Source organism: Mesorhizobium quangtriensis, assembly GCF_040081925.1.
GTDB lineage: Bacteria > Pseudomonadota > Alphaproteobacteria > Rhizobiales > Rhizobiaceae > Mesorhizobium_K > Mesorhizobium_K quangtriensis.
This window is the reverse complement of sequence record NZ_JBEBMF010000002.1, coordinates 279,345-293,478: the sequence shown is the minus strand read 5'-3', so window position 1 is coordinate 293,478 and position 14,134 is coordinate 279,345. Positions and strand designations below refer to the sequence as shown.

The following is a 14,134-nucleotide window of genomic DNA, read 5'->3' as shown; positions in this document are numbered from 1 at the left end:
CGTTGGGTCAGGCCTTTTCCCGGAACAGGCGGATCATATCCCGGATCGACAGGTGGCCTTTCGCGACAAATCTCATTTGCCGAAGAGGGCCTGCAGACCTTAACGTGTCCCGATCGACCAGAAGCATCGTCCGGTGCTGAACCCTCAGATGAGAGAATTTCTTGAGAGCGTATGGCACATATGCGGTCAGCAAGCGCTCGCCCAGAAAGCCGATATATCTGGCATCATATGCCGTGCGATCTTTGAAATCGGCCGGGGGATTTTCATAAAGTGCCTGCGTCAGATCGAAGAGGAACTCGCTGTAGTGCTCAAACACAGGGCGAGACATGACAAATATGTTGCCCAGCAGCAGTTCGCGCGCTGCCAGCGTCCGGTCAAAGTCGTTCAGAAAATCCGGTCGACGGGCGGCGATGGTGTTCCGCAGGTAGTCCATGTCAACAATCGGATGATATTTTCCGTAATGGTCCTGGACCGTCTCTTTGAGCTGCCGAGGCGCCGGCAGGATGACGGAAAAGCCATTCGGTTGAAGGGTCTCGAAGGTTCGTTCCCAGTCCAGCGAAAGCGTCTGCGTTCAGATAGGGAGCGAAGCGTTCGGGTTGCGCCGCAAGGGCAGGGACCGCTTCCAGGAAACGCCTGTAATGCATCAGTCCGATGAAGGATGAATCATGGTCGTTCTTCCAGGCCCAATAGTGCGCCGTAAGTTCGCAGTAGCAGGGGTTGCGGGCCGAAATGTTGTCGCCGGTGTCGTCTCCGATCATGTCAGGGAGATTTGAACTGGCGAGTGCCCGGCCGACGTGGATCGGTACGAGGGGCTTGCCGGCATAGATTGGCGCCTGTTTATGATACGCGATGTAGATCGTCGCGCGCTGACTCACTTCGGCGGAACTCATGACTAAAGTTCTTGCTGTGGCTGCGGCAGCGAAACAATCGCCTCCCTGCCTCGCCATGGACGCGACCAGATTTGGAGCCGATCAAGCAAACCGGGTGCGCTGACCTTGGAGCCGCCCTCCGTCTCAGGGTCGCTCGAAACGGGAAAGGCGTTGTCGAGTTTCGCGAGAATCTCTGCGGTGTCCTGTTGCCCGGCGAGCAATAGCTCGTATCGGTCCAGCAAATTGGAAGCGTCCACCTCGTATCGCTGGGGATAGAACGCATAATGGGCGACTATTGCGTCACCGGTAATGCAATTGGTCCTTCCGGTGGCTATGGCGCTGGTGGTTGTCCAGTCCTCTTCTTCGTTCCAGCCGATCAGTTGTGGATGTTTCGCGAGGTCACGGCCGAACCACGATATGCAATTGATGGAGAAGCGGGCGAGGGAAATGGGATAGTTCCCGCCTTTCAATCGGTGCCAGTCGCCAGTTTCGGCAAGCTTGAGGAAAAGCTCATGGAGGGACTTTGCGAACCTTCCGTCCTTCCATCCGATCTTATCCCAGGCGGACATCGAGATCGGACGACTCGTGCGTATCCTGCCTGTCCGCTCGAGCAGTGCCGTGCATATCGCGTTGTTGATGATGAGTGGCATCGTCAGCAGGTACTCAGGATGAGCGATCCTGAAGGCAAGGAAGCGCTCGAAGAAGCCGGGCTCGATCCAGACCACATCATCGTCAAAGCGCACGTAGACGGTGTCCTCGTCCATCGACAGCCGATGAAAAGCTCCAATGCTTTTGGTGCCGTCAACGGCACCGTCTGGCTGAGCGACGAGGTTTATCCTGCTGTCCAGCTTGGCCGTGGCTTCAAGAAAACGGATATCGGAAGCATTCGTTGTGTTGACCCATATGTCGTATCTATCGACGAAAGCGGACGCGAGGATTTGCGGAATAAGAAGACGCATATAGCGCCGCCGACCAGCCGGCGTTACGCAGACAATCCTGTGCTCCTTGAACATTATCGGGCTTAAACTTCTTCCTGCAATCTAAATGGCGGGGCAAAATATGGCGGCGATCTCGTAAATGTTAAAATTGTATCCAAGTTACATGTTCTTGCAATGGCTTGGAACGCACGCCACAGCAACCTGAACCGCTGGGGCGGTGTCAGCGAGATTCTGCAGCTTCATCGAACCCGATGTCCGTTTGGAAGCGGCTCTTCAGACGCCGGGAAGGAACTTTTCTCAGAATGCCGTCCACCCGCTTGACGCAAATCCGGCCGCGACCTAATGGAACTGCGCCCGAAGCGGCGAGGCCTCGTGGCGGAGTGGTTACGCAGAGGACTGCAAATCCTTGCACCCCGGTTCGATTCCGGGCGAGGCCTCCATCTACTTTTCACAATGGGGTCAGCTCAACGCGTAGGCCCCATCCTTGCCCGCATACCGCATCTGCGGCATCCTGCCTTTTTAAACGGCCCATCCACGCAGAGGCAAACCTGTGAAGCTCTTCGGCACCATCGTCGCCATTGTCGTGCTCGCAATCGGTTCAATCTGGACGCTGCAGGGCGCCAACTTGATCGGCGGAAGTTTCATGACCGGACAGACGCAGTGGCTGTATATCGGGATCGTATGCGTCCTGGTCGCACTGTTCGCCCTTTGGCGCCTCAACAGGGGCCGCGGACCATCTGTCCGCTAGCTCGCAATGTGCGGTCGCTTCACCCGCTTCCACACCTGGGCTGACATCCATCGGATGTATAGCCTGTTGCCGGTGACCGAGACGGGCCGCAACACCCAGGCCCGCTACAACATCGCGCCGACAGAGGATGTCTATTTCGTCACCGCAGACGAGGATGGTGCCCAGCAGGTCAGGGAAGGTCGCTGGTGGCTCGTGCCATGGTGGGCGAAGGAAATGCCCAAGGCGGCGATGTTCAACGCCAGGATCGAAACTGCGGACACGTCCGGGGCTTTCAAGGACGCGTGGAGGTCGAAGCGCTGCCTGATCCCGGCCGATGGGTTTTACGAATGGACCAAGAACGCGGAGGACGACAAGCGCGACCCATGGTTCATCCATCTGCCTGCCAACCAGCCGTTCAGCTTCGCCGGCCTCTGGGCGCACAACGACAAGCTCGGCGTGACCAGTTGCACGATCATCACCATACCGGCGGCCGAGCCCATGAGACCGCTCCACGACCGCCAGCCGGCTGTCCTGGCACCGCAGGCCTATGACGCGTGGCTGGACCCGGCGACGCCCGCGCCGGACGTGAAGCCTCTCTTGTCGAACAATCTCGTCGGTGGGCTGCAGTTCCATCGCGTGGGTCGCAAGGTGAATGCATCAGGCAGGGCCGACAAGCCGAACGATGATGCTTCGATGATCGAGCCAGTGCTAACCGTCTAGAGCATCCTCATCGGTTTCGACGGGCAACAACTCTCGTCCCTTGCGCTCGATCTCCATATGCCAAGCACCTTCGTCAGGCGACATATGGCCGTTGTGGCGGTGATAGTCCGGGGGCCGGTTACCAAGCACGTTGATGGCTTTGCGCAGATCCTTGCGGAGTTGCATCATCGCCTCGCCGTGCGGAGTGTAGTGGTTCATGCCAATGCTGGCTTTTGAGATAGCGATTTCCAGCAGTTGAGCGCGGTACTCGATCTCGTCAAAGTCGGTTCGGTAGATTTCCCTGCGTAGTTTCTTGCGGCCTGGCATGGCGCGCGCTCCTCAGTGCCCCGAGGTTGTCGTTACTCCCCGAGGAATATCTTCCTGATATTCGCACGGTCGTCAATTGGGTCGCTGTTGCCGTTGGGTCACAGGCTGAGGTCTCATACCGTGTTATGAACCCGCTATCAGTGTTCTGGACGGGAGAAATATCAGTGAAAGCTCAAATACTTGCCGCCGCCCTCTTAGTTGGGACTTCCAGCTTTGTTCTTGCAGCCGATCCGGGCATGCCGATGGAGGAACCTCCTGTCGGCTTCACCTGGACCGGTGGATACGCAGGCGTCCACATAGGTTATGGCTGGGGCGATTCCGACTTCACAGACGATGACGGCTGGAACTTGACTGGCCAGACCTTCGGCGTTGATGCCGATGGCGTCCTGGGAGGTGTTCAGGCGGGCTACAACTGGCAGACTGGAAGTCTTGTCGTCGGTGTCGAAGGCGAACTTGGCTATCTTAACCTGGACGGCAGCGGCCTTCAGGAGGACGGGGTTTTCAACGATACCTACGGAGTTGTTGACGGCGGTTTCTATGCCGGACTCAGCGCGCGCGTTGGATACGCAATGGATCGCACCTTGCTTTACGCCAAGGCGGGAGGGGTCTACTACGGCGGGGAGTTCTCGTTGTCCGACGTACCGACGATCGCCGGCCCGGGCACCTTGTCGGGCTCTGAAACAGTAGGGCTGGGCTACCAGATCGGCGGTGGCATCGAGCATGCTGTGACCGACAACTGGACCCTCAAGCTCGAATACGCCTACTTTGACTTCGGCAGCGAAACGGTCACCGGGTTCGACGGCGGTGGCGATCCGTGGAACTACTCTGCCGATTTGTACGCCCATACTGTGAAGATTGGCGCGAACTTCAAGTTCTGACCATCGCCGGGTCTAGGTAAGTTAGGAGTGACCGAAAGCATGACAACGATATCGAAACGTACTTACACGAAGCCGGCATTGCGGAAATCCCGCGTAAATCTGCAGGCGGTTACCGCTCTGGGTACAGCGAGCGGCGACGACACCATTCTGGATCCGGGCGGCCAATAGCCAGCGTTCAGCCTGTCCGAAAGCCCGGCCATCGCGCCGGGCTTTTTATTTGCCCATGTCCCCTTTGTGACTAGCGCCTTGGCGCCGATGCTATAGGGTGGGCGCCATCCGGCGCAATTGGCCCAAGGCGCGTCCGACTGAGAGTGCACTTTGCTCCCGCCTCAAGCAGGGAGTGCGCTATGCACCGCGACGGATTATCACTCGATGGCATGAAGCTGCAGGCAGCGAAGGATCTTGCCGCGAAAACCGGTATCACCGAGACCCAGGCCATGGAGTTAGTGCGGACACTTGGCCTGAATACCTCATCCTTAATCTTTCACGCGAACCAGTTGAAGGCTAAGGGTAGCTGATCCCTAGCTGGCCACCTTGCCCGCATACCGAAGCTTCGGCATCCTATGGTTGTGCAGGCGATAGCGGGAAGGGAAAGCTCTGGGTGCTGCGGCACGCAACTTGAGCCAGTCGAGAAGATCGTCAAACGCAATACCGGCTTCACCGAACGCGACGTTACCAATCTGGCCGCGCATGGTGGCGCGATAGCGTCGGTCAAAGACGCCATGGAGTGCTATACTGAGTGGAGCTTCAAGGCCCCCGATCCAAAGGCCATGGTGGTGATGTCGGACCCGGCAACATTCGATGAGGATAATTAGCGATCTAACTGGTCCCGACAAAAAGGCGCTGCGGATATTCTGTTGGGTGGCGATCGGTTTCGAACCTTTGGCAAAAGCTGCTGGTGTCGGACAGAAGAGCATGGATTCGCTGATGTTAAGGGACTCGCGGTCGAAGGTCCGCCATCGATCCATGGACGAACGTTCAAGATCACTGACAAGGGCTATCTGGCGCGGGTATGGATAAACGGCAGGCGGACCAGAGTTTTTCCGTCCTGAGCCGCCATCCGCATGACGCGGGTCAGCCCGCCCGTCCTTGCCATCTCCCGGCCGGGCCGTTAGTGAGTCCGGCGTCCCCTGTTGATGCAGGCGTCTTCACTTTCCCAGGAGGAGGCGGGCGGCTATGGTGGCTGCGGGCAGGACCAACGAACAGGGCGCGCCGGGCGCGCGGGAACGCGAATATGACCGTCGATTTCACCGAACTCCGCGTCAAGATGGTCGATGGCCAGTTGCGGACAACGGATGTGACCAGCCATTCCCTTCTGGGAGCCATGCTCAGCGTGCCGCGCGAGCTTTTCGTGCCAGATGTCCGCAAGGCGCTTGCCTATATTGACGACGACATCCTGCTGTCCGGCGAGGGCGGTTCCGAAGCCCGCTACCTCATGGAGCCGGCGCCGTTCGCCAAGCTCGTTCAACTGGGCGAGGTCGGCGTGGGGGACAAGGTGCTGATCGTGGGGGCGGGTACCGGCTATTCGGCAGCCGTGCTTTCGCGGATGGCGGGCTCTGTCGTTGCTCTCGAAGGCGATGCGGCGCTCGCCGACAAGGCACAGGCGACATTGGCCGGCCTCGGCTGCGACAATGTCACCATCGTGCGCGGCCCGCTGACCGCCGGCCATAAGGACGGTGCGCCCTACAACTTCATTCTCGTGGAAGGAAGCGTCGGCGAGTTGCCGGAAGCGCTCCTGAAGCAGCTTGCCGATGAAGGGCGGCTGGTCGTGGTGGAGGGCCGTGGCGCGGCCGCCGCGGCGCGCATCTACACCAAGGCCGAGGGGATTGCGACTGGTCGTCGCGCCTTCAATGCGGCAGTTAAGCCACTCCCGGGATTTGAACGCGTCCCGGCATTCGAATTCTGAAGGCTTGGCCCTTGCACGATCCGCCCAGCCATGATGCTTTATGCTGGGTAGGCTTTGTCGGTTCCGGCGCTTGCATTCGGAACGGGCGGAAAACAGGGGTTTGAGACAGTGGCTGGGTAACCGGCATCTGGGACGGCAACCGAATCAGGCAGCCGGCTCCAGCGCAGTGAATGAGGGTTAAGTGTCGTTGGTAGCCAAGAAAGTTCTCGCCGCCGCACTCATCGCAGCGACGGCGCTCACCCCGACAATGGCGTCCGCGGAGACGCTGTTCGGTGCGCTGACCAAAGCCTACCAGTTGAACGCCACGCTGAACTACAATCGCGCCGGCGTTCGCGTCACAGACGAGAACGTGCCGCTGGCGAAGTCCGGATACCGGCCGACGGTTGGGGCGAGCGGGACCATCGACTATACGGACACGGAAGGCGGAACGCGTCTGACGACGGGCTCTTTTGGCGTGCAGATCAACCAGATGCTGTTCGACGGTTTCCAGACCAAGAACAATGTGCGCACTGCGGAAGCGCAGGTGAGGGCCTCGCAGGAAAGCCTGCGCAACCAGGAACAGAACACGCTTTTCGATGCCGCAAGCGCCTATATGGACGTGATCCGCGACCGGCAGATCGCCGTGCTGACGGAACAGAACCTGCAGTTCCTGACCGAACAGGCGCGGGCCGCGCGGTCCCGCTTCGAGGTGGGAGAGGGAACTCGTACCGACGTGGCGCAGGCAGATGCCAGCAGGCTTCTCGCGATCGCACAGCTTTCGGCGGCGCGGGCGCAGGCGCAGGTCAGCGAGGCCACCTACCAGCAGGTGATCGGAGATGCTCCGGGCAAGCTGCAGCCGGGGCAGGCGCTGTCGAAGATGCTGCCGAAAAGCGTGGATTCGGCGGTCGCGATGGCGGCGATCGAACATCCCGCGATCATTGCGACCCAGCATCTGGTCGATGCGTCCGCTTTCGCCGTCAAGTCGGCCGAAGGCGCAGCGTTGCCCGGTGTGACGGCCAACGCGGGCGTTGCCCGTAGCTATCGCAACACAGAATTCGACGGGCTTCCGGGCGTCGGCGGTGCCAGCGACGGCAGCTTCAACTCCGCGTCCATCGGCGCGACGCTGACGATCCCGATCTACACCGGCGGCGCGGTTTCCGCCCGGGTCCGGCAGTCAAAGGAAACGCTTGGGCAGGCGCGTATTCAGGTCGACGTGACCCGTGATCAGGTTCGCCAGGCAGTCGTCTCGGCCTGGTCGCAATATGTGGCGGCGCGCGAAAACGTGTCCGCGAATCGCGAACAGGTCGCCGCGCAGCAACTGGCGCTCGACGGTGTGATCGAAGAGCGCAATGTCGGGCAGCGCACCACGCTGGACGTGCTGGACGCGCAGGCCGATGTCATAAGCGCGCAGATCGACCTCGTCGGCTCGCAGCGCGATGTTGTTGTGGCGAGCTACGCAATCGTTTCCGCGATGGGCGCGCTGACCGCCGAGCGTCTCGGCCTGCAGGTGGCCATCCACCGACCGCAAGAGCACTATGACGCGGTCAAGAACAAGGCAGCCGGCTTCAAGACGCCCGACGGCCGCTGAGCCTTGGTGGCAAGTTCCTGAACTTGCCCCAGCAATCTGTTGAAATCGCATGCATACGGCGTTTGGGGATTCTCCAAACGCGATCCCTCCGCTACGCTTTCGCCAACGATTCGAAAGTTTGACAGTATGACGGATCAGTATTGCAGGGGGCGGCGGACGTGACGATGGCACAGGCGAGCAACGCACAGCGCGAACCTTCGATGGAAGAGATTCTGGCGTCGATACGGCGCATCATCGAGGACAACGATGCCGCCAGCCGCAAGCAGGCAAACGATCCGGCGCCGGTTCGTCCTGTTCCTGCGGAGAGGCCGGTCGTGACGGAGCGGACGGTCATCGAAGTCGACGCGTTCCGCGGCGAGTTGCATGCACAGCCGGCGGAGCCGGTGCGCGAAGAGATCCAGCCTGAGCCGGTCCGCCATAAACCGAGCCTTGCGGAGATACAGGCACAGATTGCCGCCGAAGCAGCCGCCATGCCCACGCGTTGGGTCGAACCAGAGCCTGAGCTTGAACCCGAGCCCGAACTGCCGCCCGTGATCGAGCGGCAGGCCTACCAGCGTTCCTCGGACGACATTCGCAGGGCGATCGAGAATTCGCGCGCGGCTCGCGAGGATGCCCGTGCGTTGCTTGGCCTGCCCGAGCCGGCGAACACGGTTCGGCCCGTCGAGGTCCAGGTGAGTGAACCGGCGCCCGCACCCGTGGCCGAAATCGAGGAAGGCCGTCCGCACTTCGTCGCGCCGGTCCGCTTTGCCGAGAACGAAAGTGTTGCGCCGAAGCCCGCGCTTCTTTCAGAGCGCGTCGAGCGTCAGGTGGCGGCCTCGTTCAGCGAGCTTTCTGAGGCTTTTGCCGCCCGCAGCCGCAAGACTTTCGACGAAATGGCGGAAGAAATGATCGCGCCGCTGCTGCGCGACTGGATGGAGAACAACCTGCCGACGCTGGTGGAGCGCCTGGTTCGCGAAGAGATCGAGCGGGTGGCGCGCGGGTCCTAGTCCCTTCGGCGGGCTGCCTATATAGTCAGGACGCCGCCTTCGGGCGGCGTTCTTGTTGAGGTCGCGCCCAGACCGCAGCGGTTGACTTGCCGTTGGCCTTCGGATTTACCGGGCGCGAAAAATCCGGACAGCTTCGCCCATGCTTGAAAAGACCTACGACGCAAAGACCGTCGAGCCGAAGATCGCAAAAATCTGGGAGGATGCCGACGCTTTCGCGGCCGGGGCGGGCGCGCAGCCCGACGCCGATCCGTTCACCATCGTGATCCCGCCGCCGAACGTTACCGGATCTCTGCATATGGGCCATGCGCTCAACAACACGCTGCAGGACATCCTTGTTCGCTTCGAGCGCATGCGCGGCAAGAACGTGCTGTGGCAGCCCGGCATGGATCACGCGGGCATCGCCACCCAGATGGTGGTCGAGCGACAGTTGATGGAGAAGCAGATTCATCGCCGCGACCTGACGCGCGAGCAGTTCATCGACAAGATCTGGGAATGGAAAGCCGAGTCCGGCGGCATGATCTTTAACCAGCTCAAGCGGCTGGGCGCCTCGGCCGACTGGTCGCGCGAGCGCTTCACCATGGACGAGGGCCTGTCGAAGGCCGTGCTCGAAGTGTTCGTGACGCTCTACAAGGAGGGGCTGATCTACCGCGGAAAACGACTGGTCAACTGGGATCCCAAATTCGAGACGGCGATCTCCGATCTCGAAGTCGAAAGCCGCGAAGTCGACGGCCACATGTGGCATTTCAAGTATCCGTTGGCCGGCGGGGAAACCTACACCTATGTCGAGAAGGATTCCGACGGGACCATCGTGTTCTCCGAGGAGCGCGACTATATCTCGATCGCCACCACGCGTCCGGAAACGATGCTGGGCGACGGAGCGGTCGCCGTTCATCCCGATGACGAACGCTACAAGCCGATCGTCGGCAAGCTTTGCGAGATTCCGGTCGGCCCGAAGGCGCATCGCAGGCTGATCCCGATCATCGCAGACGAATATCCCGATCCGGCCTTCGGCTCGGGTGCGGTGAAGATCACTGGCGCGCATGACTTCAACGACTATCAGGTTGCCAAGCGCAACAACATTCCGCTCTACCGCCTGATGGACAATCAGGCGCAGCTGCGCACCGATGGAGAGCCCTACGCCTTCTACGCCGAACAGGCGCTGCAGATTGCGAAATCCGGGGAACTGCCTAACGAAGGCATCGTCGACGACATCAATCTCGTCCCGGACGAGTATCGCGGGCTCGACCGCTACGAGGCGCGCAAGCGCATCGTCGATGCGATCAATGCCGAAGGCCTTGCCGTGACCCGGCCGGACGCAGAGGGCAATCCCGTTCCGTATGTCGAGAACAAGAAGATAATGCAGCCCTTCGGGGATCGGTCGGGCGTGGTCATCGAACCGATGCTGACGGACCAATGGTTCGCCGACGCGAAGACGCTGGCGCAGCCAGCGATAGCCTCGGTGCGCGAAGGGCGTACGAAATTCGTGCCCAAGAACTGGGAAAAAACCTATTTCGACTGGATGGAGAACATCCAGCCGTGGACGATTTCCCGCCAGCTCTGGTGGGGACACCAGATTCCTGCCTGGTACGGACCGGACGGTCGCGTCTTCGTCGAGAAGACCGAGCAGGAGGCGCTGGACGCAGCGGTCGAATATTATCTTGCTCTGGAAGGCCCGTGGAAGGCATGGGTCGAGGAGAAGCTGGAGAACTTCAAGCCGGGTGAAATCCTGGTTCGCGACGAGGACGTGCTGGACACGTGGTTCTCGTCGGCGCTGTGGCCGTTCTCGACGCTCGGCTGGCCGGACGAGACGCCAGAACTGAAGACCTACTACCAGACCGACGTGCTGGTGACCGGCTTCGACATCATCTTCTTCTGGGTCGCCCGCATGATGATGATGAGCCTGCACTTCATGAAGGAGGAGCCGTTCCACACTGTCTACGTCCACGCGCTCGTTCGCGACAAGAACGGCGCGAAGATGTCGAAGTCGAAGGGCAACGTCATCGATCCGCTCGAACTGATCGAAGAGTACGGCGCCGACGCGCTGCGCTTCACGCTGACCATCATGGCGGCGCAGGGCAGGGACGTGAAGCTCGACCCTGCTCGCATCGCCGGCTACCGCAATTTCGGCACCAAGCTCTGGAACGCGACGCGCTTTGCCGAGATGAACGGCGTCGCGCGTAACGACGACTTCTGGCTGAACGACGCCAAGCTGACCGTCAACCGCTGGATCCTGACCGAACTCACACGGGCGGCGAAGGAGATCACCGACGGCATCACCGCCTACAGGTTCAATGAGGCTGCTGCTGCGGCCTATCGTTTCGTCTGGAACCTGTTCTGCGACTGGTATGTGGAGTTGCTGAAGCCTGTCTTCATGGGCGAGGACGATGCTGCAAAGGCCGAAAGCCGCGCCACCATGGCCTTCGTTCTCGACGAGATCTACAAGCTGCTGCACCCGATGATGCCCTTCATGACGGAAGAGCTTTGGGCGGAGACGGCGGGCGAGGGACGCGAGCGGCAGACGTTGCTCTGCCATGCCGCATGGCCGGCTCCCGACTTCGAGGATGGGGAATCGGCGGCCGAGATCAACTGGCTCATCGATCTGGTTTCGGGCGTGCGCTCGGTGCGTTCGGAGATGAACGTGCCGCCGTCGGCGATCGCGCCGTTGGTCCTTGTCGGTGCGGATGCGACGACCAGAGAACGGCTCGAGCGACACGGGGCGGCGATCAAGCGGCTGGCGCGCGTTGGCGAGATCAGCCATGCGGACGCCGCGCCGGCACAGTCGGCGCAGTTTGTGCTCGGAGAGGCGACCGCCTGCCTGCCGCTCGGGGAGCTGATCGATCTCAAGGCCGAAGCGGCCCGGCTGCAGAAGGAACTGGCCAAGGCGACCGAAGAGATCGCGCGCCTCCACAAGAAGCTGTCGAACGAGAAGTTCGTCGCCAACGCGCCGGAGGATGTGGTGGTGGCGGAGCGGGACAAGCTCGATGAGTATCGCGAAACGCAGCTTCGGCTGGACGCCGCACTCTCGCGTGTCCGCAGCGGCTGACACGTCTCAAGCGCACGCTCCGCCCGGGCCGCAACCGTACGCTGCGTTTAGGCTGAAATGCCGCAGCGTGAGGTTGATCGGTCGTGTATTTTTGGGCTGTCCTGTTGTGTTTATGTGACAGTGATTGGAAATTGCGTGGGCGCGACTTCGATAACGCAGCGTCCTTAGGGCTTTAGTTGCTCGAAAGCGGCAAGATCGCACGCGATGGATCGATTCTTGCCAGGCCCCGGACGCAAAAACGCGGAGTTTTCGCGGCCTACGCTGCGTTGCAGCCAAAATTTGCTGTTGCCGCTAATAGGCGAAATCACTTTAGCTGGCGCAGGTACTTCTGGGAGGAAGCCATGAAAAGGCTGCGTATCAAAGCGCTTCTTGTGGGATTTTCATCGCTGGCTGTCATTGGGCAGGCGGGAGCGGGCGGGTTCAACCGCGGCGTGGCTAACCTCGACGGGCTCTATGGCGCCGCTCAACTCGGTTTTTATGGCGGCGTGACCTATGTGTCGCCGCAAAGGTCGTATGAGACGATCGAGGGAACGAATGTCGGTTTCTTTCCGTCCACAAATCCGCCGGGACAGTCTGGGCCTGTGTATATAACCGACTTCACACAGACTGACGTCACGTTCTCAAATGACTACGTCGTCCCCTACGCTTCGGTAGGTGGGCGTATCGTAGGCGATGTCAACTGCGTCGGGTCCTATGTTCAGCCGTTCGGCGCGGACTCGGAATATTATGGGCCGATCACTTTCCAGACCGCGAGCCAGAAACTTGAGACGAACGAGTATGGCCTGACGTGCGGCTATGGTTTCGATCTCTCGAAAGGCCGTTTGTCGCTTATCGGCGGCACTTTCTATGAGACGGTAGACTACAGTCAGGCGAGGAATTTCACCGGATATATTCCTGGAGTGTCTGGCGACAGCACCGTTGCGCTGGATTCCGGTGCATGGGGCTATAGGCTCGGTGTAGGTTATGAAATTCCCGAATATGCTCTGAAAGCGCAGTTGCTTTACCGCTCCCAGACAAATCATGATGCGAGCGGCGAATATTCCAATACGCCATTCTACTATCTCGCGGCGCTCAATGGCGCCGGAAACTTAAATCCATACAACCCCTCCCAACTAAGCGCTCCGGCCTCAGCAACCGCTTCCTTGCCGGCGATGCTCGATTTGACCGTCCAAAGCGGAATTGCCGAGGGTTGGCTTGCCTTTGGGTCCGTGAAATGGACGGACTGGAGCGTGCTGTCCAGCATCATTGTGACGGAAGGACTTGCCAATCAGCCGTTCTCGACCACGCGATTCTTCTTCGAAGATGGCTGGACCGTTACAGGCGGCGTAGGCCACCGCTTTAACGAAAGTCTCGCTGGATCATTCTCGATTACCTGGGACAAGGGTGTTACCACAGGTTGGGACACCCTTACAGATACATGGACCTTCGCTGGTGGCGTCGCTTACGATGTAAAGGAAAATATCCAGGTGCGCGCCGGTGGTGCAGCGATCTACTTTACTGAAGGCCAGAAATGGCAGACGGCGAGCCCGATCGACTATGTTGCGAGTTCGCCAGCCGAGTGGGGCTACGCCCTGTCGATCAGTGCCGCCGCCAAGTTCTAAAGCTAACCTGAAAGACCTCCCAAAAGCCCGGCTATGCCGGGCTTTTTCATTTGCGCGCCACTGTTGCATCCTTGCTACGCTTGCAGGGCATCCGCAATTTGTGACGTTTCGGCAACACTTTCTGAACAACCATTGGGCTAAGGTTCGGGCCAGTAGAATTGCCCAGTTCCCGCCATAAAGGGGGCGCACCCGGATAGCCTCTTCGGACCCGCGCCGACCAAAAAGACGAGACGACGGGATGCATGCCGTGCGTAGAACGGCAAGGAAAATAATGGACGCCAGAGTAGTCGCGCAGGTCAGTTCCAGAAGCAGCCGGGAGACCTCTGGTCAGGACTGTACCGGTCGCAGTTTGGCCGAAATGCGCTGGCAGAATTCTCCTCGCAATCGTAGCCGCGGCATCGTCAGGCCCGACGTCGCGGGTGTCGCCCCCAAGGTGGCATCGATACGATCGCATCTGGCGGAGAGGGCGACGGATTGGAACCCGTGCAGGACTGGCTATCGGTCCGGCGCGATGGATGAATTGCGCTCCGCCCCGGCGGACCGCCACGGGAAGGCCCATCAAGGGAATACTGGGGCGCGAAAGAATATAATGG

Annotated in this window: 13 protein-coding genes and 1 tRNA gene; 10 read left to right on the top strand and 4 right to left on the bottom strand. The window is 60.3% G+C overall.

What is annotated here, in order from left to right; translation table 11 throughout:
- Nucleotides 1–7 precede the first annotated feature (7 nt).
- From ABMA32_RS10095 to ABMA32_RS10090, 3 genes are read right to left on the bottom strand one after another with little or no spacing between them, the layout of a single operon-like run.
- Nucleotides 8–505, bottom strand: coding sequence for a DUF4422 domain-containing protein (locus ABMA32_RS10095; protein WP_349014705.1), 498 nt, complete (start codon nucleotides 503–505; stop codon nucleotides 8–10).
- Nucleotides 435–890, bottom strand: coding sequence for a DUF4422 domain-containing protein (locus ABMA32_RS24305; protein ID WP_425475514.1), 456 nt, complete (start codon nucleotides 888–890; stop codon nucleotides 435–437). Before ABMA32_RS24305 ends, ABMA32_RS10095 begins: the two co-directional genes overlap by 71 nt.
- A gap of 2 nt (nucleotides 891–892) precedes the next feature.
- Nucleotides 893–1,882, bottom strand: a complete 990-nt coding sequence (locus ABMA32_RS10090; RefSeq protein ID WP_349013641.1) for a hypothetical protein — start codon at nucleotides 1,880–1,882, stop codon at nucleotides 893–895.
- Nucleotides 1,883–2,173: 291 nt separating this feature from the next.
- Here ABMA32_RS10090 and ABMA32_RS10085 point away from each other — a divergent pair.
- Together ABMA32_RS10085 and ABMA32_RS10080 are read left to right on the top strand one after the other, a co-directional pair.
- Nucleotides 2,174–2,247 (top strand) — tRNA-Cys (locus ABMA32_RS10085).
- Between the two features lie 314 nt (nucleotides 2,248–2,561).
- Nucleotides 2,562–3,254, top strand: coding sequence for an SOS response-associated peptidase (locus tag ABMA32_RS10080; RefSeq protein WP_349013640.1), 693 nt, complete (start codon nucleotides 2,562–2,564; stop codon nucleotides 3,252–3,254).
- Here ABMA32_RS10080 and ABMA32_RS10075 read toward each other — a convergent pair.
- Nucleotides 3,243–3,560: a hypothetical protein gene (locus ABMA32_RS10075; protein ID WP_349013639.1), complete on the bottom strand. Its 318-nt coding sequence runs from the start codon at nucleotides 3,558–3,560 to the stop codon at nucleotides 3,243–3,245. The genes ABMA32_RS10080 and ABMA32_RS10075 overlap by 12 nt on opposite strands.
- Nucleotides 3,561–3,685: 125 nt before the next feature.
- Between ABMA32_RS10075 and ABMA32_RS10070 the strand changes: the two genes are divergently transcribed.
- The 8 genes from ABMA32_RS10070 to ABMA32_RS10035 all read left to right on the top strand — a co-directional run bounded on the left by ABMA32_RS10070 (nucleotide 3,686) and on the right by ABMA32_RS10035 (nucleotide 13,541).
- On the top strand, nucleotides 3,686–4,438 hold the full coding sequence (locus ABMA32_RS10070; protein ID WP_349013638.1) for an outer membrane protein: 753 nt from the start codon (nucleotides 3,686–3,688) through the stop codon (nucleotides 4,436–4,438).
- 347 nt (nucleotides 4,439–4,785) lie between these two features.
- Nucleotides 4,786–4,956: a hypothetical protein gene (locus ABMA32_RS10065; protein WP_349013637.1), complete on the top strand. Its 171-nt coding sequence runs from the start codon at nucleotides 4,786–4,788 to the stop codon at nucleotides 4,954–4,956.
- A 45-nt stretch (nucleotides 4,957–5,001) separates the two neighbouring features.
- The gene (locus tag ABMA32_RS10060; RefSeq protein WP_349013636.1) at nucleotides 5,002–5,253 is read left to right on the top strand and encodes a hypothetical protein; all 252 of its coding nucleotides are present in this window, start codon (nucleotides 5,002–5,004) and stop codon (nucleotides 5,251–5,253) included.
- A gap of 419 nt (nucleotides 5,254–5,672) precedes the next feature.
- A complete protein-coding gene (locus ABMA32_RS10055) occupies nucleotides 5,673–6,344 on the top strand; it encodes a protein-L-isoaspartate O-methyltransferase family protein (RefSeq protein ID WP_349013635.1) in 672 nt (223 codons plus the stop codon).
- 181 nt (nucleotides 6,345–6,525) lie between these two features.
- Nucleotides 6,526–7,911, top strand: coding sequence for a TolC family outer membrane protein (locus ABMA32_RS10050; protein ID WP_349013634.1), 1,386 nt, complete (start codon nucleotides 6,526–6,528; stop codon nucleotides 7,909–7,911).
- A gap of 164 nt (nucleotides 7,912–8,075) precedes the next feature.
- Entirely contained in the window at nucleotides 8,076–8,897 is an 822-nt protein-coding gene (locus ABMA32_RS10045; RefSeq protein ID WP_349013633.1) for a PopZ family protein, read from the top strand.
- Between the two features lie 139 nt (nucleotides 8,898–9,036).
- Nucleotides 9,037–11,940: a valine--tRNA ligase gene (locus tag ABMA32_RS10040; RefSeq protein ID WP_349013632.1), complete on the top strand. Its 2,904-nt coding sequence runs from the start codon at nucleotides 9,037–9,039 to the stop codon at nucleotides 11,938–11,940.
- Nucleotides 11,941–12,281: 341 nt separating this feature from the next.
- On the top strand, nucleotides 12,282–13,541 hold the full coding sequence (locus ABMA32_RS10035) for an outer membrane protein transport protein (RefSeq protein WP_349013631.1): 1,260 nt from the start codon (nucleotides 12,282–12,284) through the stop codon (nucleotides 13,539–13,541).
- The last annotated feature ends 593 nt before the right edge of the window (nucleotides 13,542–14,134 follow it).

Coding starts and splice junctions, on each gene's coding strand:
- ABMA32_RS10045 (WP_349013633.1), top strand. CDS start 8,076: ATGGCACAGGCGAGCAACGCACAGCGCGAACCTTCGATGGAAGAGATT.
- ABMA32_RS10075 (WP_349013639.1), bottom strand. CDS start 3,560: ATGCCAGGCCGCAAGAAACTACGCAGGGAAATCTACCGAACCGACTTT.
- ABMA32_RS10090 (WP_349013641.1), bottom strand. CDS start 1,882: ATGTTCAAGGAGCACAGGATTGTCTGCGTAACGCCGGCTGGTCGGCGG.
- ABMA32_RS24305 (WP_425475514.1), bottom strand. CDS start 890: ATGAGTTCCGCCGAAGTGAGTCAGCGCGCGACGATCTACATCGCGTAT.
- ABMA32_RS10065 (WP_349013637.1), top strand. CDS start 4,786: ATGCACCGCGACGGATTATCACTCGATGGCATGAAGCTGCAGGCAGCG.
- ABMA32_RS10060 (WP_349013636.1), top strand. CDS start 5,002: ATGGTTGTGCAGGCGATAGCGGGAAGGGAAAGCTCTGGGTGCTGCGGC.
- ABMA32_RS10080 (WP_349013640.1), top strand. CDS start 2,562: ATGTGCGGTCGCTTCACCCGCTTCCACACCTGGGCTGACATCCATCGG.
- ABMA32_RS10070 (WP_349013638.1), top strand. CDS start 3,686: ATGAACCCGCTATCAGTGTTCTGGACGGGAGAAATATCAGTGAAAGCT.
- ABMA32_RS10055 (WP_349013635.1), top strand. CDS start 5,673: ATGACCGTCGATTTCACCGAACTCCGCGTCAAGATGGTCGATGGCCAG.
- ABMA32_RS10035 (WP_349013631.1), top strand. CDS start 12,282: ATGAAAAGGCTGCGTATCAAAGCGCTTCTTGTGGGATTTTCATCGCTG.
- ABMA32_RS10040 (WP_349013632.1), top strand. CDS start 9,037: ATGCTTGAAAAGACCTACGACGCAAAGACCGTCGAGCCGAAGATCGCA.